The following is a 24,902-nucleotide window of genomic DNA, read 5'->3' as shown; positions in this document are numbered from 1 at the left end:
ACGCCAGCTTGGGGGGGGGTGGGGGTTTTTTTTTTGGGATCGTACGGGTCTCGGGGGGCCCGGCTCCGGCCGGACAAAAAGAAGAGACCCTGGCCGCCCCGGGGTCCGTACGGAAGATGCCGAACGCCCGGTCCGCGAACGCGGCCCGGGAGGACCAGGTCTTCTGTCCCGAGAGCAGCCAGCCGCCGTCCGTGCGCACCGCCCGCGAACGCAGCGACGCCAGGTCCGATCCCGCCTCCGGCTCGGACCAGGCCTGCGCCCAGATCACCTCACCGCTCGCCATCGACGGCAGGACCCGGGCCCGCTGCTCGTCCGTGGCGTGGTCGAAGAGCGTCGGGGCGAGGAGGTTGATGCCGTTCTGCGAGACCCGCCCGGGGCCGCCCGCCGCGTAGTACTCCTCCTCGAAGATCAGCCACCGGAAGATGTCGGCGCCCCGGCCGCCGTACTCGGCCGGCCAGGAGACGACCGACCAGCGGTCCGCGTACAGCCTCGCCTCCCACTCCCGGTGCGCGGCGAAGCCCTCGGCGGTCTCCAGTGACGGCAGCGGCCCGGCGGGCACATTGGCCCGCAGCCACCGGCGCGCCTCGGCCCGGAAGGCCGCCTCCTGCGCCGTGCAGGACAGATCCATCAGCCGTCCGCCTTCTTCTTCATCGAGGCGATGTCCATGCCGCCGAGCGGGTCCGCCGCCGTCTCCGCGTTGTGCGCATGCGCGAGGTGGTGCAGTCCGAAGACGGAGTCCATCCCGGTGTGCATTCCCTGGAGGTCCTCGGCCTGATTGACGGCGCGCTTGGCCAGCGCCAGCCCGAGGCGCGGCATCCCGGCGATCCGCAGTGCCAACTCGTGTGTGGAATCAGCGAGTTCCGCCCGCTCCACCACCTTGTTCACCATGCCGACCTCGTACGCCCGGCGGGCGCCCATCCGGTCGCCGGTGTACAGGAACTCCTTCGCGATCCGGGGCGGCATCACCCACGGGTGCGCGAAGTACTCGACACCGGGGATGCCCATCCGCACCACCGGATCGGCGAAGAAGGCGTCCTCGCTCGCCACGATCAGGTCGCAGACCCAGGCGAGCATCAGCCCGCCGGCCACGCACGCGCCCTGGACGGAGGCGATGACCGGCTTCGGCAGCTCGCGCCAGCGCCGGCACATGCCCAGATAGACCTCCGACTCGCGGGCGAAGCGGCTCTCCGCCCCGGCCTTGTCGGAGTGGTCCCACCACAGGCCCGCCCTGCGCTCGAAGGGCAGATGCGCGTCGCGCTCGGGCGTGCCGATGTCATGGCCCGCCGAGAAGTGCTCCCCGGCGCCCGCCAGCACGGCCACCTTGATCTCCGAGTCCTCGGCGGCCCGGTAGAAGGCGTCGTCCAGGGCGTAGGTCATGGCCGAGTTCTGGGCGTTGCGGTAGCGCGGGCGGTTCAGCGTGATGTACGCGACCGGGCCGCGGCGCTCGTACAGCACCGGGCCGGGCCGGTGGCCGTCGGCGGAGGTGTCGTGGCCGGAGGTGTCATGGGCAGAGGGCATCGGCTCATCCTTCCCTAACAAGTGTTTGGTAGGTTAACGTACGGGCACGAGCACCGTCGAGGATCCGGGGGCCGGACCGAGGAGGCACAGGCGTGAGCGCACCGCAGTACGTATCCGGACACGGGCTGCTGGCCGGCCGCACCGCCGTCATCACCGCCGCCGCGGGCGCCGGCATCGGCGGCGCCACCGCCCGCAGATTCCTGGAGGAGGGCGCCCGCATCGTCATCGGCGACGCGCACGCCCGCCGGCTGAAGGAGACCGAGCAGGCGTTCGCCGAGGAGTTCGGCGCGGACCGCGTCGCCGCACTGCCCTGCGACGTCACCGACGAGAGTCAGGTCCAGGCGCTGTTCGCGCTCGCCGAACAGGTCCACGACGGCCTCGACGTCGTCGTCAACAACGCCGGGCTCGGCGGCACCGCCGAACTCACCGAGATGACCGACGAACAGTGGACCAAGGTCCTCGACGTCACCCTGAACGGCACCTTCCGCTGCACCCGGGCCGCCCTGCGCTCCCTGCGGGCGGCGGGCCGCGGCGGCATCGTCGTCAACAACGCCTCCGTCGTCGGCTGGCGCGCCCAGAGCGGCCAGGCCCACTACGCCGCCGCGAAGGCGGGCGTCATGGCACTCACCCGGTGCGCCGCGATCGAGGCCGCCGAGTACGGCGTACGCGTCAACGCCGTCGCACCCAGCCTCGCCATGCACCCGCACCTGGTGAAGGTCACCTCCGCCGAACTCCTCGACGAACTGACTGCGAAGGAGGCCTTCGGCCGGTACGCCGAGCCGTGGGAGGTCGCCAACGTCATCGTCTTCCTCGCCAGCGACTACTCCTCGTACCTGACCGGCGAGGTCGTCTCCGTCAGCAGTCAGCGTGCCTGACCGTGCGACGGCCGGGACACCCTCGACGGCGGCCGCCGGGCGGAGAATGGTCGGGTGCCTACCAAGAAGAAGCCCCAGGTGACCCCCTCGCCCGAGCGGCGCCGCGAACTGCTCGCCACCGCGGCCGAGGTCTTCGCCGCCCAGGGATACAACGCCACCACCGTCCGCAAGATCGCGGACGCGGCCGGGATGCTCGCGGGCAGCCTCTACTACCACTTCGATTCCAAGGAATCGATGATCGACGAGATCCTCTCGACCTTCCTCACCGAACTCTGGGAGGGGTACGACACGGTGCTCGCCGCCGGACTGGCCCCCAGGGAGACCATCGAGGCACTCGTCACCGAGTCCTTCCGGGAGATCGACCGCCACCGCGCCGCGGTCGCCATCTACCAGAAGGAGTCCAGGCATCTGGCCGCCCAGCCGCGGTTCCAGTACCTCGTCGACTCCCAGCAGAAGTTCGAGAAGGCCTGGCTCGGCACCCTGGAACGCGGCGTCGCCGACCACAGCTTCCGCGCCGACCTCGACATCCGCCTCACCTACCGCTTCGTCCGCGACACCGTCTGGGTCGCGGCGTCCTGGTACCGGCCGGGCGGACTGCACAGCCCCGAGGAGATCGCCCGCCAGTACCTCTCGATGGTCCTGGACGGCATCGCCCTCGACACCTGACCCCACCCGCGCTCACGGAGGAGCAGCAGACATGGCCGAGGCATACGTGGTCGAAGCGGTACGCACCCCGGTCGGCCGGCGCGGCGGAGGGCTCGGCGCCGTCCACCCCGCCGACCTCGGTGCCCACGTCATCAAGGCCCTCGTCGAACGGACCGGGATCGATCCGGCGGCCGTCGAGGACGTGGTGTTCGGCTGCGTCGACACCGTCGGACCGCAGGCCGGCGACATCGCCCGCACCTGCTGGCTGGCGGCCGGACTGCCCGAGGAGGTCCCCGGCGTGACCGTCGACCGCCAGTGCGGCTCCTCCCAGCAGGCCGTGCACTTCGCCGCCCAGGGCGTCCTCTCCGGCACCCAGGACCTGGTCGTCGCGGGCGGCACCCAGAGCATGACGCAGATCCCCATCGCCTTCGCCTCCCGCCAGGCCGCCGAACCCCTCGGGCTGACGGGCGGCCCGTACGCGGGCAGCGCGGGCTGGCGCGCCCGGTACGGCGACGCACCGGTCAACCAGTTCCACGGCGCCCAGCTGATCGCCGAGAAGTGGGGCATCAGCCGCCAGGACATGGAGGAGTTCGCGCTCCGCTCCCACCGGCGCGCGATCCGCGCCATCGACGAGGGCCGCTTCGCGCGCGAGACCGTCGCCCTCGGCGACGTCACCACCGACGAGGGGCCGCGCCGCGACACCACCCCGGAGAAGATGGCGGCGCTGAAGCCGGTCCTGGACGGCGGCACGATCACCGCCGCGTGCTCCTCGCAGATCTCCGACGGCGCCGCCGCCCTGCTCATCGCCTCCGGGCGCGCGGTGGCCGAGCACGGCCTCACCCCGCGCGCCCGCGTCCACCACCTCTCGGTGCGCGGCGAGGACCCGATCCGCATGCTGTCGGCACCGATCCCGGCCACCGCGTACGCGCTCAAGAAAGCCGGAATGACCATCGACGAAATGGACCTCGTCGAGATCAACGAGGCATTCGCCCCCGTCGTGCTGGCCTGGCTGAAGGAGACCGGTGCCGACCCCGACCGGGTCAACGTCAACGGCGGCGGGATCGCCCTCGGTCACCCGCTCGGCGCAACCGGAGCAAAACTGATGACGACTCTGCTGCACGAACTGGAGCGCACCGGCGGCCGCTACGGACTCCAGGTCATGTGCGAGGGCGGCGGTCAGGCGAACGTGACGATCATCGAACGGCTCTGACCCCGGACCCGGCCGGGCACGGTCGCCGAACCCCTCCGACACGGCCGCCGAACCGCTCGGACACCGGTCACGGCAACGATTCCGGCGGCGTTCCGAGACCGCTCCCGGCCAGCTACCGCAAGGGCCGGGACAAGAATCCGCCGGTCGGCGGCGCGGCGTGTTCCCACCGCGGACCGGCGGAACGTGCTACGGTTGCCGAGTTGCAGTTTTGGTACCCATGAACTTTATGTGCGCCTGACGGGAATGCTTCCTCAGGCGCATTATTGTTTTCCGGCTTTCTCCGGATGGGGCTCAATGCGGCGACTTGAAATTCGTAAAGTGCGGATTTCCGGCACTGCACCTCTTTTAGGAGAATGACATGGCTACTGGAACCGTGAAGTGGTTCAACTCGGAAAAGGGCTTCGGCTTCATCGAGCAGGACGGCGGCGGCGCCGACGTCTTCGCCCACTACTCCAACATCGCCACCTCGGGCTTCCGTGAGCTCCAGGAGGGCCAGAAGGTCTCCTTCGACGTCACGCAGGGCCAGAAGGGCCCGCAGGCGGAGAACATCGTCCCGGCCTAATTGCCGGACGCGTACCTCGCAGCCGGGGCCCGCACCGTGAAGGTGCGGGTCCCGGCTTGTGCTGTCCCCAGGACATGGCGAACACGCACGCCTGCCCGCAGCACCCCCCAGCAGTCCCACGCAGTTCTCAGGAATCCCCAGGACTCCTCAGGAATCCCCCAGGAGGGCAATTCCGTATGACCCGCTCCGAACGCCAGGACCGACCCGCCCGCAACCGCCCGTCGAGGGGGCGCGGCACGGCCCCGGCAAAGGCAACCGCTAAGGGTTCCGGCAAGGGATCCGGCAAGGCGTCGCCCCGTCGCAGGGCCACGCCGCCGCAGGGTGAATTCGCCCTGCCCGAAACCATGACCCCCGCACTGCCCGCCGTAGAGGCGTTCGCCGAGCTGGACATGCCCGCAGCCCTGCTGAAGACCCTTGCCGCGCAGGGCGTCACCGAACCGTTCCCGATCCAGGGCGCCACCCTGCCGAACTCGCTCGCCGGCCGGGACATCCTCGGCCGCGGCCGCACCGGCTCAGGCAAGACCCTCGCCTTCGGCCTCGCCCTGCTGGCCCGCACAGCGGGACGGCGCGCCGAGCCGAAGGCGCCGCTGGCGCTCGTCCTCGTCCCGACCCGCGAGCTCGCCCAGCAGGTCACCGACGCGCTGACGCCGTACGCGACGTCCGTGAACCTGCGGCTGGCCACCGTCGTCGGCGGCATGTCGATCACCAAGCAGTCCGGCACGCTGCGCCGCGGCGCCGAGGTGCTCGTCGCCACGCCCGGACGGCTGAAGGACCTCATCGAGCGCGGCGACTGCCGCCTCGACCAGGTCGCCATCACCGTCCTCGACGAGGCCGACCAGATGGCCGACATGGGCTTCATGCCGCAGGTCGTCGCCCTGCTCAAGCAGGTCGAGCCGGACGGCCAGCGGATGCTGTTCTCCGCGACGCTCGACAAGAACATCGACCGGCTGGTCAAGATGTTCCTGACCGACCCCGTCGTGCACTCCGTCGACCCGTCCGCCGGCGCCGTCACCACGATGGAGCACCATGTGCTGCACGTGGCCGACGAGACCGACAAGAAGGCCGTCGCCACCAGGATCGCCGCCCGCGACGGCCGGGTGATCATGTTCGTGGACACCAAGCGCGCCGCCGACCGGTTCGCCAAGCGGCTGCTCGCCAGTGGTGTACGGGCCGCCGCCCTGCACGGCGGGCGCTCGCAGCCGCAGCGCAACCGGACCCTGGACCAGTTCAAGAACGGCCAGGTCACCGCGCTCGTGGCGACCAACGTGGCGGCCCGCGGCATCCACGTCGACGACCTCGACCTGGTCGTGAACGTGGACCCGCCGACCGACCACAAGGACTACCTCCACCGCGGCGGGCGCACCGCGCGCGCCGGGGAGTCCGGCAGTGTCGTCACCCTGGTGCTGCCCGAGGAGAAGCGGGAGATGACCCGGCTGATGGCCGACGCGGGCATCGCCCCGCGGACCACCCGGATCAAGTCCAGCGACGAGGAGCTCACCCGGATCACCGGGGCCCGTGAGCCGTCCGGTGTCGCGATCGTCATCGAGGTCCCGCAGCCGACCCCGCCGAAGCAGCGCACGCGCTCGGGCGGGGCCGCGGCGGGCGGCACCGGCTTCCGCTCGGGCAGCCGCGGCCGGGGTCGGCGCGGCGCCGGACAGGGCGGCGGCGAGGCCCGCGGCACGGGCGGCGCTTCCCGCACTGCGGGTGCGGGAACTGCTTCCCGCAGCGCGGGTACGGGCGGCGGCCGTGGCAACGGCGAGTCGCGCGGCGCGGGTGCCGGGCGCTCCGGGGCCGGACGCGGTGGCGCAGCGGCGGGACGTGGCCGCAGGGCCGCGTAGCCGTACGGACACGTGGCGGACAGGGCGGCGCCCGGAGAGATCCGGGCGCCGCCTATGTGTCCGCGCCCTCCGCCCGCTCCGCGCGGGTCACCGCGCCCAGTGCCTCGTGGGCCTCGGCCATCACCCGGTCCACCAGCTCCGCGCAGCTGGGCAGATCCTCGATCAGGCCCGCCACCTGGCCCGATGCCATCACCCCCAGATCCGTCCGGCCGTCGACCATGGACGCCTTCAGGAGCATCGGGGTGTTGGCCGCCAGCAGGACCTGGCTCCAGGACAGCTGCTTGCCGTGCTTCATCGCGAGACCGTCGCGCACCATCCGGGACCAGCCGGTCCCGGAGATCCGCTTGAATTCCGCCGCCCGGCGCACCGCCTGGGCCAACGCCCGGATCCGGCCCGCGTTCTCCAGCGCGGCGACCATCTCCGTACGCAGCATCCGGTGCGGGAGCCCGTCCACCGCCGTGGTGACCGTTACGTCCTTGACGCCCGCCGCCAAATAGCGGGCCTTCACCGCGTCCGGCACGGTCGAGTCCGACGTCAGCAGGAACCGCGTACCCATCGCGATGCCCGCCGCCCCGTACGCCAGCGCAGCCACCAGGCCCCGGCCGTCGTGGAAGCCGCCCGCCGCGATCACCGGGATGTCCACCGCGTCGACAACCTGGGGCAGCAGCACGGTGGTTGCCACCTCACCGGTGTGGCCGCCGCCCTCGCCGCCCTGCACGATCACCGCGTCCGCGCCCCACGCCGCGACCTTCTCGGCATGGCGCCGGGCACCTATCGACGGGATCACGACCACACCCGCGTCCTTCAGCTCGGCGATGAGCTCCTTCGAAGGGGCCAGCGCGAAGGACGCCACCTTCACGCCCTCGTCGACGATGATCCGTACCCGCTCGCGCGCATCACCGGCGTCGGCGCGCAGATTGACGCCGAACGGCTCGTCCGTACGGGACTTGACCTCCCGTACCGCTGCCCGCAACTGCTCCACGGTCATCGTCGCGGAGGCCAGGATGCCGAGTGCGCCCGCGCGGGCCGTGGCGGAGACCAGGCGGGGGCCCGCGACCCAGCCCATGCCGGTCTGGACGATGGGGCGGCGGACGCCGACGAGATCCGTGAGCGCGGTCCGCATCAGACCCTGACCTCGCGGTTCCGGGTGCCCTGCGGGTCGATGACCTCGCGGATCAGGGACAGCTCCTCGGTGGTCGGCTCCCGGGTGTACGGGACGTCGTCCGCGATGGTGAGCGCGAAACCGGTGGCCTCGCGGACCTGGTCGACGGTGACGCCGGGGTGCAGCGAGGCGAGGCGCATCGAGCGGTCCGGGGTCGCGAAGTCGAGGACGCCGAGATCGGTGACGACGCGCGGGATGCGGTGGTAGCGGGTCGCCGAGGGACCGGCCGCGGCGGCACTGTCGTAGCCGACCCCGCAGATCATGTCGACGCGCCCGACGAAGACCCGGGTGGAGTGCTTGGGCACCCAGTAACTGACCGGGTTGTTCAGGGTGTTGACCGGGGCGCCGCGCACGCCGAGGAGCTGGCGGGCGGGCTGTTCCCAGTCACCGATGCAGGAGATGTTCTGGTTGCCGAACCGGTCGATCTGGCTCGCCCCCATCATCACGTGACGCCTGCCGCCGGTGACCATGGCGAGGTGATGGCGGTAGGGCAGCCAGCCCTCCGTCGTGCCGTCCGGGCCGACGAGCAGTGCCTCGCCGTCGGTGAGCAGCAGATCGGGCGAGAAGGTGCGCCGGGCGAGCCGGGCGCCGACGGACGGGACGATGCCCATCGGGCTGGCGAGCACCTCACCGTCGTCGCGCCAGGCATCGGCACAGGCGATCACGCAGTACTCGGCCCGGGTGGCCGCGGTCGTGGTGGCGTTCACGGGCGCGTTCGCGTTCTCCGTGGTCATTTCTGCTCCTCGTGCCAGGTCCGGACGGCCGACTGGTAGCTCTTCTCGTCGCCCTCGGCGGGCAGGAAGCGGTCGCTGAAGGCCGCCCAGGCGGCGGGGTCGGCGGCGGCGGTCGCGTACGCCTTCTGGAACGCCTCGTCGCGCGGGTGGTCGGGCACGCAGGAGGTGAAGTGCGCGCCGTTCGGGGTCTCGACGACACCGGTGACGGAGTGCCGCTTGACGAGGAGGGTCTGCGGGGCGGCGTTCCCGGTCAGCTCGGCGGTGTCCACGAGGCGTTCGCAGGAGACGTACGCGGTGTCCGCGGCCTCGCAGAAGAGGTCGTCGAAGTACGGGTCGGGGCCGAGGTACTGGCCGTTGCCGAACCGGTCGGCGCGGTTCATGTGGACCAGCGCGGCGTCCATCCGCAGTGCGGGCATCGCGACGAACTCCTCGCCGTCCGCGTACGGCGAAGTCACCGTGCGCAGGCCCGGGTTGACCCGCATCACGTCGGAACCGATACCGGCACGCACGGGGAGGAACGGCAGCCGGTTCGCGGCGGCGTGCAGCCCCCACATGAACATGGCCTCGTCGATCTCCATCAGCTCGAACGCGCCGCGCTGGCGGGCGGCCCTGAAATGGGGTTCGAGCGGGATCGAGTCGAGCGTGGCGAAGGCCGCGACCAGTTTCCGGATCTTGCCGGCGGCGGCGAGCAGACCCACGTCGGGGCCGCCGTACGAGATCACGGTGAGATCGGTGATCCGGGAGCGGAGCAGCGCCCGCACCAGCGCCATGGGTTTGCGGCGCGAGCCCCAGCCGCCGATGCCGATCGTCATCCCGCTGCTGAGCCGGGAGACGACGTCGTCGGCGGTCATGGTCTTGTCGGTCATGGTCATGCCTCCTTGGCGAACGTTTCGCGTACGCGGTCGGCGACGCCACTGAGGTTGGCCTCGAAGGTGAAGCCCTGCTCGAAGCGGTAGCTGCGGCGCACGTCCACCGGGTCGATGCCGTTGATGGCGGCCTTGGCCAGCCGGATCAGATACCCGTCCTTGCGGGCAATCTCGCCCGCCAGCTCCAGTGCCGCACCGAGGAGTTCGTCGCGCGGTACGACCTTCCAGACCGAGCCGTGGGCGTGCAGTTCGGCGGCGGTGGCGGTGCGCGAGGTGTAGTAGAGCGCGCGCATCAGATGCTGGGGCACGAGCCGGGCCAGGTGGGTCGCCGCGCCGAGCGCGCCCCGGTCCAGCTCGGGCAGGCCGAACGTGGCGTCGTCGCTCGCCACGATCGCGTCCGCGTTGCCGACGAGGCCGATGCCGCCGCCGAGGCAGAAGCCGTTCACCGCGGCGACGACCGGGACCTCGCACTCGTACACGGCGGCGAACGCCTCGTAGCAGCCGCGATTGGCGCCGATCAGGGTGGCGTGCCCGGTGTCGCGCTGCATCTCCTTGATGTCGACGCCCGCGTTGAATCCGCGTCCGGCGGCGGCCAGCACGACGCAGCGGACCTCGGGATCGCGGCCCGCCGCGCGGAGTGCGTCGGCGAGGTCGTACCAGCCCCGCACGGGCAGCGCGTTGACGGGCGGATGGTCGACCGTGACGAGTCGGATGCCCTTGCCGAGACTTGTGGTGGAGACACCCATGAGCGAATCAGCTACCTTTCCACCAAACATTTGTTAGGTGTGGAAGGTAGCAGCCTGCCCCCGCATCGCCAACAAGGAGACAAGTGGGGAGACGAGTGATGACTGGTCTGTGCGACGGCCGCGTGGTGGTCGTGACGGGTGCGGGGCGTGGGCTCGGCCGGGCCCATGCGCTCGCCTTCGCCGCCGAGGGCGCGAAGGTGGTCGTCAACGATCTGGGCGTCGGCCCCGGCGGCGACGGCGGCTCCACCGGCCCGGCCCGGCAGGTGGTGGAGGAGATCGTGGCGGCGGGCGGCGAGGCGGTCGTCCACGGGGGCGACATCGCCACGACCGAAGGCGCCGCGTCACTGGTCACGGCCGCGCTGGAGACCTTCGGACGGCTGGACACCCTGGTCAACAACGCGGGATTCCTGCGCGACCGGATGCTGGTGAACCTGGACGAGGACGACTGGGACGCCGTGATGCGGGTCCATCTCAAGGGCCACTTCCTGCCGTTGAGGCATGCGGCCGCGCACTGGCGGTCCGAGGCGAAGGCGGGCCGCGCACCGGCCGCCCGGGTGATCAACACCAGCTCCGGCGCGGGGCTGCTCGGCAGCGTCGGCCAGGGCAACTACTCCGCCGCGAAGGCCGGGATCGTCGGTCTGACGCTGGTCGCCGCCGCGGAGATGGGCCGGTACAGGGTCCAGGTCAACGCGATCGCCCCGGCGGCCCGGACCCGGATGACCGAGCAGACGTTCGCGCAGGCGATGGCGGCGCCGGGGGAGGGCGGGTTCGACGCGATGGCCCCGGGGAACGTCTCCCCGCTGGTGGTGTGGCTCGGCTCGGCCGCGAGCGACGGGGTGACCGGGCGGGTCTTCGAGGTGGAGGCCGGGCGGATCACGGTCATGGAGGGCTGGCGGCCCGGCCCCACCGCGGACCGGGGCGCGCGGTGGGCGCCGGCGGAGGCGGGGGAGGCGGTACGGAAGCTGCTGGCGGAGGCGTCGCCGGCGCAGCCGGTGTACGGGGCGGGGTAGGGCTTGTCCGACCCTGATCCGCCGGACGGACTCCGGTGGTACGCCGAGTGGGGAGACCTCGTGGCGGGGGCCGCCCCGCGGGCGTCGGCTCGGCCGGTGTCACTCCGCGCGCGGGCCCGGGAGATGGCGCCGCACCTTGTTGCTGGGGTCGGCGACCAGCCGGTCGGCTCTCCGGCCCACTTCCCGCGGGTCCAGAATGCTCAGGGCCCGCCAGGCCTCGGCGCGTACGCGGGCCCTGGGGTGGGCCGTGAAGTCCAGGATCCGAGGCACGTCGCCCGCGCTGCCCAGATCGGCCAGCCCGCCGAGCGCGCCGATGGCGGTCGCGTCCGGGACGGAAGCCGGTGCCAGGGCGTCGCGATACACCTGCGGCGCGAGGTCCGTGTGCCCGCGGGCGTACAGCGTGGCGCGGGCGTGGTAGCGGATCCGGGCGTCCGGGTCGAGCACGGCCCGCCGCACATGTGCCTCGCCGTGCGGCCCGCGGGCCCTGGCCCGCAGGGCCCGCAGGCGTATGCGGGGGCTGCTGCTGCCTTCGAGGAACGGGAGCAGTGCGTCCTGCTCGGCCGGTGTCAGCCGCGAGGACGTGGCGGTGCGGGCTGCCCACTGCCACAGGGCGGGGTCCCGGGTCGTGAAGGCGGTCCCGACGGCCGCGACCGGATCGGTCCGGGCGAGCCACCGCAGACAACTCCCGCGCACCAGGGGGTCGTCCGACCGGGCGCCCTGCCGCAGCGCGTCCGTCCCGGCGTGGTGGAGAAGGTCCTCCACCGCGGTCAGTACCCGGCCGGCCCTGCGGCGTTTGTGCAGTCCGCGATGAGGGGGAGAAGCCGCACGAGGAGTTCCACGTGTTCGGGACCCAGCCGTGCGGCCACCGCGCCCTGCGCGAGAACCCGCACCTCCTCGACCGGGTCGTTCAGCCGCAGCAGGAGAAAGGGAATCGCGAAGGGGTCCTCGGTGCCGGCGAGCCGTGCGACGCCGGCCTCCCGCAGATACCCCGACCGGTCGAACGACATCAGGGCCGCCACGGAGGTGCCGTGCCGCTCGGCCGTCGCGTCGTCCGGCGCCGGATCGCCGGCCAGGGCACCGTGACCGAGTGCGCCGAGACCGTAGCGCCGGCTGCGGTAGCCCGATTCGAGCCGTATCAGTTCATGTGGAGTCACCCTTCGGAGCACGCCGTCGAGATGGCGCGCCGCCAGGGCGGGTTCCTCGTCCCACGAGAAGATCACGCGGACGACGTCGTCCAGCAGCCACGACCAGCCGACTCCGGAGACTGCCATCCGGTCCTCCCCCGCCCGCCCGCAACTGCTCCCGGTCCGTTCCGAAGGTTACGCGGCCGTCGGCACCGCCGGACGAGTCGTACGGGGGAGGAGCCGGGGCCACGGGGCTGCCGCGGCGGCACGGCTCAGGTGCTGCAGTCCAGGACCGTCCGGCACAGCCCGCACCGCGCCCGCACCCGGCCGCGTACCGGAACGCGGATGCGCTGGTGGCAGGTCGGGCACGCGAAGGAGACCCGCAGTCCGTCCGGGCCGCCCTCGAAGGTGTACGGAACACCGGGGGCCGCGGGGGCGCCCGGATGGTCCCGGGCCAGCCGCCGGTCCTTCGCGTAACGGCGGCGGCCCGCCCAGCCCGCCGCCGCGAGCGGCGGCTGCCGGGTGTCGTGGAAGGTTTGTGCGTGCCCCTTCATATAGGCCTCGTAGGCCTGCGGGCTGGTGAACCAGGGGGACGGGTCCTCGTCGAAGGCCAACGCCCGCTTGGCGAGGACGTATCCGAACTCCTCCGGGGTGAGATAGCCGAGCTTCTGGCTGGAGACCTGGTCCTCGCGGAAGGCGTCGAGCAGCAGCCAGCCCGCGCCCAGGTACGTGGTCACGGTGTCGGTGAGGATCTCGTTGTCGCGCGTACCGGGGAACTCCAGGCCGAGGCGGTGCAGCAGCACATGGGTGACCTCGTGCGAGAGCGCGGCGCCGATGTCCCTGCGGTGGGTGCGGAAGCGGTCGTTGAGTTCGACGAAGTACTCGGGCCCCGCGGCCAGTTCGACACCGGCGGCGTGTTCCATCGCCCGGAAGCCGACGATCATGCGGGCGTCCGGCAGATGCAGATGCTGGACCACCGCCCGCGCCACCCGCTGGGCGCCGAGATGCAGATCGTCCTGGTCGGAGAAGGCGGCGTCGACGGGGGCGAGGCTCGTGGCGTAGCCGCGGACACCGTCGTACGAGAGCCGCCGGTACAGCGCGGTGATCGCGGACCGGACCGTTTCGAGATGCGGGAAGCCGTGGACCACCGGACTGCTGGTGCTCCGGCCGTGGTTCCGGTTGTCGTCCGCCATGTCCCACCCCCGTCCGCGAGGATCGACCGGCTTTCACTGTAGCCGCAACGCCGTGGGTGATCTTGGCCGGAAAGTGATCCTTGTGGGGGCCGTGATCGTTTCCCGATAATCCGAACCATGCCTTTGTCGGGAGCATGACCATCGGTGCGGTGCTGTGCCGGCCGTGGTCGGAACCCGGCTCGGGCGCAGGTACTCCCCACAAGCGCACACGTACCCCCCCACAAGCACCCCCCACGAAAGAAGGCAGTCCCTTGAAGCAGCTTCTGCGTGCCGTGAAGAGATGTTCCGTCATAGCCGCCGTCGTCCTCGCGGCCGTCAGCCTCCAGCCCGCCGGAGCGTCCGCGGCCCCCCAGCCGGTCGTCGGCGGGACCCGCGCCGCCCAGGGCGAATTCCCGTTCATGGTCCGGCTGTCGATGGGCTGCGGCGGCGCTCTCTACGCCAAGGACATCGTCCTCACCGCAGCGCACTGCGTGGACGGCTCGGGCAACAACACCTCCATCACCGCCACCGCGGGCGTCGTCGACCTGCAGTCCTCCAGCGCGATCAAGGTCAAGTCCACCAAGGTCCTCCAGGCTCCCGGCTACACCGGCGCGGGCAAGGACTGGGCGCTCATCAAGCTCGCCAAGCCGATCGACCTGCCGACCCTGAAGATCGCCACCAACACCACGTACAACAACGGCGACTTCACCATCGCCGGCTGGGGCGCGGCCAGCGAGGGCGGCGCCCAGCAGCGCTACCTGCTCAAGGCCTCCGTACCGTTCGTCTCCGACGCCGACTGCCAGGGCGCGTACGGCAGCGACCTCGTCCCCGGTGACGAGATCTGCGCCGGGCTGATCGACACCGGCGGCGTGGACACCTGCCAGGGCGACTCCGGCGGCCCCATGTTCCGCAAGGACAACGCCGGAGCCTGGATCCAGGTCGGCATCGTCAGCTGGGGCCAGGGCTGTGCCGAGCCCGGCTACCCCGGTGTGTACAGCGAGGTCTCGACGTTCGCCGCGAACATCGCGTCCGCGGCAGCCACGCTCTGACCCCGGCCCCGGCCGGTACCTGAGTCACACCTGAACATCCCAGGGGGTGCCCGTCCGGACGGGCACCCCCGGACCCAGCTCCGCGTACGGCGCGCCCGCACCCTCCAGCTCCAGCACCCACACCTCGTTGACACCCTCCCGCAGCACCGGCCCCGGCACGTACAGCGTCCGCTGCGCACCCACCGACCAGTAGCGTCCCAGGCAGAAGCCGTTCACCCACACGAACCCACGTGTCCAGCCCGGAAGTTCGAGCCCCGCGTGCCCGGTGCCGCCCACCCCGGTGACCTCGAACGTCCCCCGGAACAGACCGGTGGGCCCGGCCTCCCCGGCACTGCCGAACGCCACCTTCGCCACCGCGTCCGCCTCCTCGAACGCGTCGAGACGCAGCGCCCGCGCCCGCACCCCGTGCAGATACTGCCGCTCGTGCCGCACCCCGCCCGTGATCCCCTTGGGCTCACCGAGCCGCGGCCCGTAATTGACCCGGCCCAGCGACTCCACCCACAGCTCGACCTCCGCGGGCCCGGCCACCGGCTCGTCCAGGGCGCTGTCCTCCTCGGTCAGCACACCCTCCCGGACCCCGTTCACATACACCACGGCCCGGTCCCGGAGCCCCGTCACACTCAGCTCGTACGGCCGGCGCGGACCGGGCACACCCACCCGGTAGCGCACCAGGCCCCGGTCGACACCCAGCTCCTCGAAGGTCGGCGGAACACCGGACGGCGCCGCCTCCTCGTCACCCAGCGCCTCCAGCACGGCATTCAGCGGCGCCCACTCCGTCAGCTCGGCCCGCACCGGAACCGCAAGCCCGGCAGGCTCGGGCGGCAGCTCCGGAAGCGGCCCGTCCGCGTACTCGGCGAGCACCTCGCGGAACAGCCGGAACTTCTCCGTGGGACGGCCGTACTCGTCGATCGGCGCGTCGTAGTCGTACGAGGTAACCGTCGGCAGGAAGTCCTGGTCCTGGATCGGACCGGACCGGTTCGCCCCCGCCCACCCGGCGAAATTCGTCCCCCCGTGCGCCATGTAGATGTTCACCGACGCCCCGCACTCCAGGATCTCCCGCAGCGCCTCGGTGGCCTGCGCCGGCTTCCGCACGATCGGCTCGGCACCCCAGTGCTCGAACCAGCCGCACCAGAACTCCATGCACATCAGCGGCCCCTTCGGCTGATGGCGGCGCAGCACCTCGAACGCCTCCCGCGCACCCGACCCGAAGTTCGCCGTGGCCAGCAGCCCCGGCACGGAACCGCCCGTGAGCATGTGGTCCTCCGGCCCGTCGGAGGTGAACAGCGGCACGGTCACCCCGCGCTGACGCAGCATCCCGGCCACCCGCCGGAGGTAGACCTGATCGGAGCCGAAACTCCCGTACTCGTTCTCCGCCTGGACCATGATCACCGGCCCGCCGCGCCCGATCTGCCGCTGCACCACCTGCGGCAGCAACGCCGTGAACCACCGCTCCACGGCACCCAGGTACTCCGCGTCACGGGACCGCACCCGTCGGCCGAACCGCCCCGTCACCCAGGCCGGCAGACCACCGTTCTCCCACTCGGCACAGATGTACGGTCCCGGGCGGACGATCGCCCACAGCCCGGCCCGCTGCGCCGCGTCCAGGAACCGGCCGAGCGCCGCCACGTCCCGGAACCGGCCGGGCTGCGGCTCATGCAGATTCCACGGCACATACGTCTCGACACAGTTCAGCCCCATGGCGCGCAGCATCGACAGCCGGTGATCCCACTGGGCCTCGTGCACCCGGAAGTAGTGCAGGGCCCCGGACAGCAGCCGTACGGGCTTCCCGTCGAGCCGGAAGTGGTCGTCCCCCACGGTGAAGTCAGCCATCGTGCTCGTACTCTCCTGTGCGTGCGGTCCCCCGGAGCCGCACGGCCCCGGGCCCGTACGACGGCACGCACCACGGAGCGGGCGAACCCGGGAGGAATGTTGCGTCCCACCTTCGCCCCCTGGCGTCCTGCCGGTCCATGGACAAAGATCACTGCTGTTTGGACACAATTGTTCGGTCGAACTGTCCGGACCCACGCAAGGAGGGTCCGGACCCACGCAAGAAAGGGGAGGAAGGAAGGCCGATGTACCACACCTGGATGCGTTTCTTCACTCCCAGCCCGCTCCACCACCGGCTGGGCCTCGTCTGCCTGGGCGTGGGACTCCAGCACGGCGCACTGCCGACGGTCGGCCCGCGCACCCTGGACCACCACGTGGCCGTCGTCATCAGTTCCGGCAGCGGCTGGTTCACCGGCCCCGACGGCCGCCGGGTCCCGATCACCGCGCCCAGCCTGATCTGGCTCACCCCCGGCACCCCGCACCACTACGGCGCCGACCCCGGCACCGGCTGGGACGAGAGCTTCGTCGACTTCACCGGCCCCGCCACCACCACCTACACCGAACTCGGCTACATCGAGCCCGACCGCCCGCTCGTCCCGCTCGCCGACACGGCGGGCCCACGCGCCGCGATCGGGCGCATGGTGCGCGCGGCACGGCGCGGCAACCCGCTGCTGGAGGTCGAGACCGGCGCCGCCGTCCATGAACTCCTCGTCGCCCTGCGCCGGGCCCGTGCCGATGTCAGCCCCGACGGCGACCCCGTCCTGCAGGCCCTCGCCCGGGACGCCTTCCAGCCCCTGTCCGTCGCCGAGCACGCCGCCCGGCACGGCATGACACCCGCCGAACTGCGCACGGCGGTGCGGCGGGGCGCCGGGTGCAGTCCCAAGGACTACCTCCTCGGCATCCGGCTCGGCCGCGCCAAGGAACTCCTCGCCGCCACGGACCTGCCGGTCGCCGCCGTCGCCCGACGCGTCGGCTACGACGACCCGGCGTACTTCTCCCGCCTCTTCGCCCGCCGGGTCGGCACCGCCCCGGTCCGCTTCCGCGAACAGCAGGGCCGCAACGTACCGGGCGGCTGGAGCGACCAGGTCCCCGACCCGGAACACCCACCGACGATCACCCCGCTGGGCCCTTCCGTCCAGGGGCCGCCCGGCGGACCGGGGCCGGACAGGCCCTGAGGGCCTGTCCGGCGGATCAGGCCCTAAGCTCGCTGACCATGACGACGAGGGACATCGACGAGTCCGTGAACGCGGAACTGAACCGGCTGCGCGAGAGCATCGACAACATTGACGCCGCTGTTGTCCACATGCTCGCCGAGCGCTTCAAGTGCACCCAGCAGGTCGGCCACCTCAAGGCCGCCCACCACCTCCCCCCGGCCGACCCGGCCCGCGAGAGCAGGCAGATCGCCCGCCTGAGACAGCTCGCGGAGAGCGCGCACCTGGATCCGGCCTTCGCCGAGAAGCTGCTGAACTTCATCGTGGCGGAGGTCATCCGCCACCACGAACGGATCGCGGAGGAATCGGCTACGAACGCGGAGGCGTGAGCGCCGGAGACCGGAGCTCCCCCGACCGGCGCGGCCTGCGCCACGACCACACCACCCAGGCACTCACCAGCAGCCCGAGCCCCGTGGCCAGTACGACGAGCCCGGCCGCCGCCGACTCGGCGACATGATCGCCATTGCCCCGGGGCGCGGGCAGCCCGGCCGCCGCATAGTGGGGGAGGACCAGAAGGCCCACCCCCACCAGGGCCGGCACCGCCCAGCCGAACCGCTCACGGCGCGAGGACCGGACGGACACCAGAGCACCCGCGGTCAGCAGCACCGCACAACCGAGCGCCGGCAGCACCGTGCAGGTCAGCCACTCGGACAGCAACGGCCGCCAGAACCACTCCGATTCCGGCCTCGGCCCGTCGAAGTAGTACAGGGTCCGCGGCTGCGGCTCACCCATGAAGTCCCGCACGGTCCCCGGCACCAGGCCACCCAGCAGCCCTCCCGCGAAGACGAGCCCCGCGAACCGCGCCGCCGCCCCACCGCCCTCCCTCCACCAGGCCACCGGGGCGACCCGAACCACCACCACGGCACACCAACCCGCCAGCAGCCCCAGGAACACCCCCTTGACCGCTCCGTAACCGATCGGAGTCCAGACGTTCCAGGGATAGTTCTCCAGGTGCGCGGCCCGCCAACTCCCCACAAGACACCAGGCGACCGCACCCCCGACCACACCCCACGGCGCGACCCCCACGACCCACCGCCGCTCACCGCCCGAGCCCAGACCCGTCACCGCTCCGACACCCCCGCCCGCCACCGGCCCACACCACCCGTCGCAACGCGGGACGCGACAACCGCACGTACGGTTGCACGGGCCGGCCGGGTTGTCGGTGGCCCCGCGTACTGTCCAGCCATGCCGGTCACAGAAACGGACGAGCCCGCACCCGAGTCCCGCTCCGCCATTCACCCATGGCGCGATCTGCTCCAACGCTGGAGCGACGAATGGCTCGACCCGGTCCTGCACGAGCAGGAGAGACACGAATCCTTTCCCGACGAGGTACGGGCGGCCCACTGGCTGCCCGGAGCCGTCCGGTACCGGTCCTTCTGGGACCTCATGAACGACGAGTACCGGAGCTTCCGCGGCGACCAGGAGTGAGCGCCCCCGCGCACAACCCTCACAGAGAGAACGCCCCGCCGCCCGGTCGTGGGAGAACCCGCCTGCGGCCCGCCCACCGCGTACGGCAGCATGGACGCATGTCCGTACTGACGCGCGACGAAGCGCAGACCCGAGCCCGGTTCCTCGACGTACACCGGTACACGATCGACCTCGACCTGACCGCGGGGGAGGAGACCTTCGACTCCCGCACCGTCATCCACTTCACCGCAGCCGCGGCCGGAGACACCTTCGTCGAGCTCAAGCCGGCCACCCTGCGCTCGATCAGCCTCGACGGACACCCCCTCGACCCCGCCGACCTCGTCGAGAACCGCTTCCCGCTCACCGCACTCACCCCCGGCACCCACGAACTGCGCATCGACGCGGCCATGAGCTACTCCCGCACCGGCGAAGGCATGCACCGCTTCACCGACCCGACCGACGGCGAGACATACGTCTACACCCAGCTCTCCATGGAGGACGTCCAGCGCGTCTTCGCCGCCTTCGACCAGCCCGACCTCAAGTCCGTCTTCGAACTCACCGTCACCGCCCCCGAAGGCTGGACCGTCCTCGGCAACGGCATCGCCGAACACCGCGGCGACGGCCGCTGGACCCTGGCCGCCACCCCGCTGATCTCCACCTACCTCGTCGCCGTCGCCGCCGGCCCCTGGCACTCCGTGACCACCGAACACGCCGGACTGCCGTTCGGCATCCACTGCCGCCGCTCACTGGCCCCCCACCTCGACGCGGACGCCGACGAGATCCTCGACATCACCCGGGCCTGCTTCGACCGCTTCCACGAGAAATTCGACGAGCCCTACCCCTTCGACTCCTACGACCAGGCCTTCGTCCCCGAGTTCAACGTCGGCGCCATGGAGAACCCCGGCCTCGTCACCTTCCGCGACGAATTCGTCTACCGCTCCGCCGTCACCGACACCGAACGCCAGACCCGCGGCATGGTCATCGCCCACGAAATGGCCCACATGTGGTTCGGCGACCTCGTCACCCTCGCCTGGTGGGACGACATCTGGCTCAACGAGTCCTTCGCCGAGTACATGGGCTACCAGACCCTCGCCGAAGCCACCCGCTTCACCGACACCTGGGTCGACTTCGGCGTCGCCCGCAAGGGCTGGGGTTACGACGCCGACCAACGCCCCTCCACCCACCCCGTCGCCCCCGACCCGGCCGCCGTCCCCGACACCGCGTCCGCGATGCTCAACTTCGACGGCATCTCCTACGCCAAGGGCGCATCCGCCCTGCGCCAACTCGTCGCCTGGCTCGGCGAGAAGGACTTCCTGGCCGGCATCAACACCCACTTCGCCCGCCACAAATTCGCCAACGCCACCCTCGCCGACTTCATCGACAACCTCGCATCGGCCACCGACCGCGACGTCCACGCCTGGGCCGACACCTGGCTGCGCACCACCGGAGTCGACACCCTCACCTCCCACGTCGAGGAATCCGACGGCACCTGGACCCTCCGCGTCGACCACGACGGCAGCCGCCCCCACCGCATCGCCGTCGGAGCCTACGACCACGCCCCGGACACCCGCACCGGCACCGACCGGCTCGTCCTGCGCGACCGGTTCGAGATCGACGTCCCCCCGGGCGGCACACCCGAAGCACGCCCCGGCCACCGCCCCGCACTCCTCGTCCTCAACGACGGCGACCTCGGCTACGCCAAGATCCGCCTCGACGCCCGGTCCTGGGAAACCGTCGTCACCGGCCTCTCCGGCATCCCCGACGCCCTGACCCGCGCCGTCGTCTGGAACACCGCCCGCGACATGGTCCGCGACGGCGAACTCGCCCCCACCACCTACCTCGAAGCGGCCCGCACCCACCTCCCGCACGAAACCGACCTCGCCCTCGCCCAAGGCGTACTCGCCTTCGCCGGCACCCACATCACCCGCCGCTACCTCACCCCCGAGAACCGCCCCGCCGCCCTCGCCACCCTCACCGCCCTCTGCCGCGACCTCATCCGCCGCACCGAGGACGGCCACAACCCCGGCCTCCGCCTCATCGCCGTACGCCACCTCATCGACGCCGCCACCCAGCCCGACACCATCCAGGACTGGCTCAGCAACGGCACCGTCCCCGGCGGACCCGAACTCGACCCCGAACTGCGCTGGCGCATCCTCACCCGCCTCGCCGTCCTCGGCGCCATCGACGAAGCCACCATCACCACCGAACTCGAACAGGACCCCAGCGCCACCGGACAGGAAGGCGCCGCCCGCTGCCGCGCCGCCCTCCCCACCCCCGAGGCCAAGGCCACCGCCTGGAACGCCCTGTTCAACGACGACAGCCTGTCCAACTACCTCTTCACCGCCACCGCCCAAGGCTTCTGGCAGCCCGAACAAGCCGACCTCGTACGCGACTACGTACCCCGCTACTACCCCGAGGCCACCGCGCTCGCCGCCCGCCGAGGCCCCGCCATCGCGGCCGCCGCAGGAAGCCACGCCTTCCCCGCCTACGCCGTCGACACCGACAACCTCCACCTCGGCGAACAGGCCCTGAACGACACGGCCCTCACCCCCGCCCTGCACCGCAAACTCACCGACCAGATCGACGACCTGCGCCGCACCCTCACCGTACGCAACACCCACTGACCCACAACCCCGCACCCGCACCACCTGTGCCCGGCGCCACCCCCACCACACAGGGGGACGCCGGGCACAGCCATATCCGGCGCCACGCCCATACCACCAGAACCCCCTACAACGCCCCCCACCCCACCACCCATCCCCCTTTCGAGTTCACATCACCCCGCTCCACGGTCGTGTCCCCGGAAACCCGGACAAGCTGGCATGTCCACCCATGCCCCGCCACGCGCACCCGAAGGGCCCCACACCATGCCCACCCCACCCCCACCCCTCGCCGGAACCACCACCGGCCCCACCGCCCTGCGCCCCCTCATCGACACCGTCCTCACCGCACTCCACGACGGAGCCCACCGACGCGACGGCCCCCTCCCCGCAGGCGGCCCCGACGCCGTCACCCCACGGACGCGCACCGCCACCCACCCCGTCATCCCCGACCACGGCACCGGCCCCCATCACGCCCTGCGCACCCTCGTCACCGCCCTCACCGAAGGCGCCGCAGACCCCGCGGACCCCCTCTGCACAGCCCACCTCCACACCCCACCCCTCGCCCTCGCCACCGCCGCGGACCTCGCCGCCTCCGCCCTCAACCCCTCCATGGACTCCTGGGACCAGGCCCCCGCCGCCTCCGCCCTCGAAGCCGACACCACCGCCGCCCTCGCCGCCGAGATCTACCCCCACCGACCCACCCCCGACGCACTCATCACCACCGGCGGCACCGAAGCCAACCAACTCGCCCTCCTCCTCGCCCGCGAACGCAACGGCCCCGTACAGACCATCTGCGCCGCCAACGCCCACCACAGCATCACCCGCGCCGCCTGGCTCCTCGGCCTCCCCGCACCCATCGTCATCCCCGCCCCCACCGGCGTCATGGACCTCGCCGCACTCGACGAAGCCCTCACCCGACACCAGCGCCCCCTCCTCGTCACCGCCACCGCCGGCACCACCGACACCGGCCAGATCGACCCACTCGCCGACATCGCCGACCTCTGCACCGCCCACGGCGCCGAACTCCACATCGACGCCGCCTACGGCGGACCCCTCCTCTTCAGCCCCACCCACCGAGGCAAGGTCCACGGCCTCGACCGCGCCCACAGCGTCACCCTCGACCTGCACAAACTCGGCTGGCAACCCGCACCCGCAAGCATCCTCGCCGTCCCCCACCGCAACCACCTCGACCCACTCCACCACCAAGCCCCCTACCTCAACGCCGACGACGACACCGAAGCCGGCCTCCCCGACCTCCTCGGCCGCTCCCTGCGCACCACCCGACGCCCCGACGCCCTCAAGATCGCCGTCACCCTCCAGGCACTCGGCCGCACCGGACTCGCCGACCTCATCGACCGCACCCTCACCACCGCCCACCACCTCGCCGACCTCATCGCCGAAACCCCCACCCTCGACCTCTACGACCGCCCCACCATCAGCACCGTCCTCTTCCGCCCCACCGGCGCCGACGACAAGACCGTCGCCACCATCCGCCGCACCCTCCTCACCCGAGGCCAAGCCGTACTCGGCCGCGCCCACACCAGCGACCGCCTCTGGCTCAAAGCCACCCTCCTCAACCCCCACACCACCCCCGACCACCTCCGCACACTCCTCGACCTCGTCAACCGACTCGCCAACGACCTCGCGGAAGGCAACACCCCCCGATGACCGACCTGCCCACCCCCGACACCAACCAGCCACACGACCTCATCGGCATCGGCATCGGCCCCTTCAACCTCTCCCTCGCCGCCCTCGCCCACGGCGTCCCCGCCAACCCCCGCCCCCTCACCGCCGCCTTCTACGAACAACGCCCCGCCTTCCACTGGCACCCCGGCCTCCTCATCGACGGAGCCAGCCTCCAAGTCCCCTTCCTCGCCGACCTCGTCACCCTCGCCGACCCCGCCAGCCCCTGGACCTTCCTCAACTACCTACGCAGCCGCGACCGGCTCTTCCCCTTCTACTTCGCCGAACGCTTCCACATCCAACGCGCCGAATACGACGCCTACTGCCGCTGGGTCACCGACCAGCTCCCCGGCCTCCACTTCAGCCACCAGGTCGACGCCGTCCGCTGGAACAACCAACGCGGCCTCTTCGAAATCGACTTCACCCAACTCGACAACGAAGGCGAAGCCGAAGCACTAGGCCGCGCCCACACCCGCCACATCGCCCTCGGCATCGGCACCGAGCCCTACATCCCCGAACCCCTCAAACCCCTCATCGAAGCCGAGAACGTCCCCGTCATCCACTCCGCCGACTACCTCCACCACCGACAAGAACTCCTCGACGCCCCCCACATCACCGTCATCGGCTCCGGACAATCCGGCGCCGAAATCTTCCTCGACCTCCTGCGCGCCCGCCCCACAGGCCACGAAAACCTCCACTGGCTCGCCCGCACCCACGCCTTCGCACCCATGGAGTACTCAAAACTCGGCCTCGAACACTTCACCCCCGACTACAGCCGCTACTTCCACGCCCTCCCCGAATCCGTACGCGACGAACTCGTCCCCCACCAATGGCAACTCCACAAAGGCATCGACGCCGACACCATCGCCGCCATCCACGACGAGCTCTACCGCCGCACCCTCCACGGCGGCTGGCCCGACACCACCCTCACCCCCGGCGTCTCCGTACGCACCGCAGGACGCATCGCCAACACCCGCATCGAACTCCACCTCGAACACACCCAGCAGAACACCCGCACCCGACTCACCACCGACGCCGTCATCCTCGCCACCGGCTACCGCGAACGCTCCCTCGACCGCATCCTCACCGGCCTCGACCCCTACATGCGCCGCGACGCCTCCGAACGCCCCCGCATCGACGACCGATTCCGCCTCGTCCTCGACCCCACCGTCACCGGCAACGTCTACGTACAGAACGCCGAACGCCACACCCACGGCGTCGGCGCCCCCGACCTCGGACTCGCCGCCTGGCGCAGCGCCACCATCCTCAACGACCTCACCGGCACCAACCCCTACCCCCTCCCCGAACGCACCGCCTTCACCACCTTCGGCCTCACCCCCCGGACCCCGCCCCTCCCCGCACAGAGCCCGGACCTCATCCCCCTCGTCCAGGGCAACTGACCCCCGGCCACACAGGAAGCAGGCTGCCGCCCCCTCCGAAGGACAGGACGGCCGCGGGCCCACACCCGCTCGCCCCGGCAACGATCGCCCAGATGCTGTGACCGGGAACGCACTACCTTTCACACGCCGGCACAGTGCTACGGCCGGCGGCCCGCGCAGCCGGTCGGGACTGTAAAACGATCGGTGTAACTCCTGATCAAGGAAGATGCATCGATGACCAGTGAGAACGTGACCGAGGCCGAGTCCGTCGAGCCGTCCGA

24 protein-coding genes are annotated in these 24,902 nt (G+C 71.5%); 13 read left to right on the top strand and 11 right to left on the bottom strand.

Translation table 11 applies throughout. The features are described from left to right. Together ACFVX4_RS00120 and ACFVX4_RS00115 are read right to left on the bottom strand one after the other, a co-directional pair. The coding region (locus tag ACFVX4_RS00120; RefSeq protein WP_389970119.1) for an acyl-CoA dehydrogenase family protein at positions 1 to 628 on the bottom strand (628 nt) is incomplete at its 3' end. Then, positions 628 to 1,518, bottom strand: a complete 891-nt coding sequence (locus ACFVX4_RS00115; RefSeq protein ID WP_389970116.1) for an enoyl-CoA hydratase — start codon at positions 1,516 to 1,518, stop codon at positions 628 to 630. The genes ACFVX4_RS00120 and ACFVX4_RS00115, both read right to left, overlap by 1 nt. Positions 1,519 to 1,610: 92 nt before the next feature. Here ACFVX4_RS00115 and ACFVX4_RS00110 point away from each other — a divergent pair, with 92 nt between their 5' ends. From ACFVX4_RS00110 to ACFVX4_RS00090, 5 genes are all read left to right on the top strand, one after another. Then, positions 1,611 to 2,393, top strand: a complete 783-nt coding sequence (locus tag ACFVX4_RS00110; protein WP_266420623.1) for an SDR family oxidoreductase — start codon at positions 1,611 to 1,613, stop codon at positions 2,391 to 2,393. A gap of 54 nt (positions 2,394 to 2,447) precedes the next feature. After that, the gene (locus ACFVX4_RS00105) at positions 2,448 to 3,059 is read left to right on the top strand and encodes a TetR/AcrR family transcriptional regulator (protein ID WP_385326901.1); all 612 of its coding nucleotides are present in this window, start codon (positions 2,448 to 2,450) and stop codon (positions 3,057 to 3,059) included. A gap of 31 nt (positions 3,060 to 3,090) precedes the next feature. After that, the gene (locus ACFVX4_RS00100; protein WP_389970112.1) at positions 3,091 to 4,248 is read left to right on the top strand and encodes an acetyl-CoA C-acetyltransferase; all 1,158 of its coding nucleotides are present in this window, start codon (positions 3,091 to 3,093) and stop codon (positions 4,246 to 4,248) included. A gap of 358 nt (positions 4,249 to 4,606) precedes the next feature. Continuing rightward, positions 4,607 to 4,810 carry a cold-shock protein gene (locus ACFVX4_RS00095; RefSeq protein WP_003969786.1) on the top strand — a complete coding sequence of 68 codons (204 nt, stop codon included), beginning with the start codon at positions 4,607 to 4,609 and terminating at the stop codon, positions 4,808 to 4,810. A 176-nt stretch (positions 4,811 to 4,986) separates the two neighbouring features. Further along, positions 4,987 to 6,648: a DEAD/DEAH box helicase gene (locus ACFVX4_RS00090; protein ID WP_389970109.1), complete on the top strand. Its 1,662-nt coding sequence runs from the start codon at positions 4,987 to 4,989 to the stop codon at positions 6,646 to 6,648. Positions 6,649 to 6,700: 52 nt separating this feature from the next. On the opposite strand, the gene ACFVX4_RS00085 is transcribed toward ACFVX4_RS00090, so the two are convergent. Genes ACFVX4_RS00085 through ACFVX4_RS00070 form a run of 4 tightly spaced genes read right to left on the bottom strand, consistent with a single transcriptional unit; the run spans position 6,701 to position 10,156 of the window. Continuing rightward, positions 6,701 to 7,771: an NAD(P)H-dependent flavin oxidoreductase gene (locus ACFVX4_RS00085; RefSeq protein ID WP_389970106.1), complete on the bottom strand. Its 1,071-nt coding sequence runs from the start codon at positions 7,769 to 7,771 to the stop codon at positions 6,701 to 6,703. After that, positions 7,771 to 8,544, bottom strand: a complete 774-nt coding sequence (locus tag ACFVX4_RS00080) for a CoA-transferase subunit beta (protein WP_389970103.1) — start codon at positions 8,542 to 8,544, stop codon at positions 7,771 to 7,773. The genes ACFVX4_RS00085 and ACFVX4_RS00080 overlap by 1 nt, the downstream gene beginning before the upstream one ends. Continuing rightward, positions 8,541 to 9,410, bottom strand: a complete 870-nt coding sequence (locus ACFVX4_RS00075) for a CoA transferase subunit A (protein WP_389970100.1) — start codon at positions 9,408 to 9,410, stop codon at positions 8,541 to 8,543. The genes ACFVX4_RS00080 and ACFVX4_RS00075 overlap by 4 nt, the downstream gene beginning before the upstream one ends. Positions 9,411 to 9,412: 2 nt before the next feature. Then, positions 9,413 to 10,156 carry an enoyl-CoA hydratase family protein gene (locus tag ACFVX4_RS00070; RefSeq protein ID WP_389970097.1) on the bottom strand — a complete coding sequence of 248 codons (744 nt, stop codon included), beginning with the start codon at positions 10,154 to 10,156 and terminating at the stop codon, positions 9,413 to 9,415. Between the two features lie 98 nt (positions 10,157 to 10,254). Between ACFVX4_RS00070 and ACFVX4_RS00065 the strand changes: the two genes are divergently transcribed. Next, entirely contained in the window at positions 10,255 to 11,166 is a 912-nt protein-coding gene (locus ACFVX4_RS00065; RefSeq protein WP_389970094.1) for an SDR family oxidoreductase, read from the top strand. Positions 11,167 to 11,265: 99 nt separating this feature from the next. On the opposite strand, the gene ACFVX4_RS00060 is transcribed toward ACFVX4_RS00065, so the two are convergent. From ACFVX4_RS00060 to ACFVX4_RS00050, 3 genes are all read right to left on the bottom strand, one after another. Next, positions 11,266 to 11,928 (bottom strand): hypothetical protein, encoded by a 663-nt coding sequence (locus ACFVX4_RS00060; RefSeq protein ID WP_389970091.1) that lies wholly within the window; start codon positions 11,926 to 11,928, stop codon positions 11,266 to 11,268. 5 nt (positions 11,929 to 11,933) lie between these two features. Beyond that, the gene (locus ACFVX4_RS00055; protein ID WP_389970089.1) at positions 11,934 to 12,437 is read right to left on the bottom strand and encodes a hypothetical protein; all 504 of its coding nucleotides are present in this window, start codon (positions 12,435 to 12,437) and stop codon (positions 11,934 to 11,936) included. A 125-nt stretch (positions 12,438 to 12,562) separates the two neighbouring features. Next, entirely contained in the window at positions 12,563 to 13,483 is a 921-nt protein-coding gene (locus ACFVX4_RS00050) for a hypothetical protein (protein ID WP_389970086.1), read from the bottom strand. A 251-nt stretch (positions 13,484 to 13,734) separates the two neighbouring features. Here ACFVX4_RS00050 and ACFVX4_RS00045 point away from each other — a divergent pair, with 251 nt between their 5' ends. Continuing rightward, positions 13,735 to 14,511 carry a S1 family peptidase gene (locus ACFVX4_RS00045; RefSeq protein WP_389970084.1) on the top strand — a complete coding sequence of 259 codons (777 nt, stop codon included), beginning with the start codon at positions 13,735 to 13,737 and terminating at the stop codon, positions 14,509 to 14,511. Positions 14,512 to 14,535: 24 nt separating this feature from the next. Here ACFVX4_RS00045 and ACFVX4_RS00040 read toward each other — a convergent pair whose 3' ends face one another. Beyond that, a complete protein-coding gene (locus tag ACFVX4_RS00040; protein ID WP_389970081.1) occupies positions 14,536 to 16,341 on the bottom strand; it encodes a beta-galactosidase family protein in 1,806 nt (601 codons plus the stop codon). 242 nt (positions 16,342 to 16,583) lie between these two features. Here ACFVX4_RS00040 and ACFVX4_RS00035 point away from each other — a divergent pair, with 242 nt between their 5' ends. Together ACFVX4_RS00035 and ACFVX4_RS00030 are read left to right on the top strand one after the other, a co-directional pair. Continuing rightward, a complete protein-coding gene (locus ACFVX4_RS00035; RefSeq protein WP_389970078.1) occupies positions 16,584 to 17,513 on the top strand; it encodes a helix-turn-helix domain-containing protein in 930 nt (309 codons plus the stop codon). A 38-nt stretch (positions 17,514 to 17,551) separates the two neighbouring features. After that, positions 17,552 to 17,878, top strand: a complete 327-nt coding sequence (locus tag ACFVX4_RS00030; protein ID WP_385326881.1) for a chorismate mutase — start codon at positions 17,552 to 17,554, stop codon at positions 17,876 to 17,878. On the opposite strand, the gene ACFVX4_RS00025 is transcribed toward ACFVX4_RS00030, so the two are convergent. Beyond that, entirely contained in the window at positions 17,859 to 18,638 is a 780-nt protein-coding gene (locus ACFVX4_RS00025; protein WP_389970075.1) for a hypothetical protein, read from the bottom strand. The genes ACFVX4_RS00030 and ACFVX4_RS00025 overlap by 20 nt on opposite strands. Before the next feature lie 96 nt (positions 18,639 to 18,734). Here ACFVX4_RS00025 and ACFVX4_RS00020 point away from each other — a divergent pair, with 96 nt between their 5' ends. The 4 genes from ACFVX4_RS00020 to ACFVX4_RS00005 all read left to right on the top strand — a co-directional run bounded on the left by ACFVX4_RS00020 (position 18,735) and on the right by ACFVX4_RS00005 (position 24,642). After that, on the top strand, positions 18,735 to 18,977 hold the full coding sequence (locus tag ACFVX4_RS00020; RefSeq protein WP_389970072.1) for a hypothetical protein: 243 nt from the start codon (positions 18,735 to 18,737) through the stop codon (positions 18,975 to 18,977). Between the two features lie 98 nt (positions 18,978 to 19,075). After that, complete coding sequence (pepN, locus tag ACFVX4_RS00015) at positions 19,076 to 21,580, top strand: aminopeptidase N (protein ID WP_389970069.1); 2,505 nt, start codon at positions 19,076 to 19,078, stop codon at positions 21,578 to 21,580. A 243-nt stretch (positions 21,581 to 21,823) separates the two neighbouring features. After that, entirely contained in the window at positions 21,824 to 23,227 is a 1,404-nt protein-coding gene (locus tag ACFVX4_RS00010; protein WP_389970066.1) for a pyridoxal phosphate-dependent decarboxylase family protein, read from the top strand. Then, the gene (locus ACFVX4_RS00005) at positions 23,224 to 24,642 is read left to right on the top strand and encodes a lysine N(6)-hydroxylase/L-ornithine N(5)-oxygenase family protein (RefSeq protein WP_389970063.1); all 1,419 of its coding nucleotides are present in this window, start codon (positions 23,224 to 23,226) and stop codon (positions 24,640 to 24,642) included. The genes ACFVX4_RS00010 and ACFVX4_RS00005 overlap by 4 nt, the downstream gene beginning before the upstream one ends. Positions 24,643 to 24,902 lie beyond the last annotated feature (260 nt).

This window comes from Streptomyces sp. NPDC058240 (genome assembly GCF_042882135.1).
Classification (GTDB): Bacteria; Actinomycetota; Actinomycetes; order Streptomycetales; family Streptomycetaceae; genus Streptomyces.
This window is presented reverse-complemented; position numbering and strand designations above follow the sequence as displayed.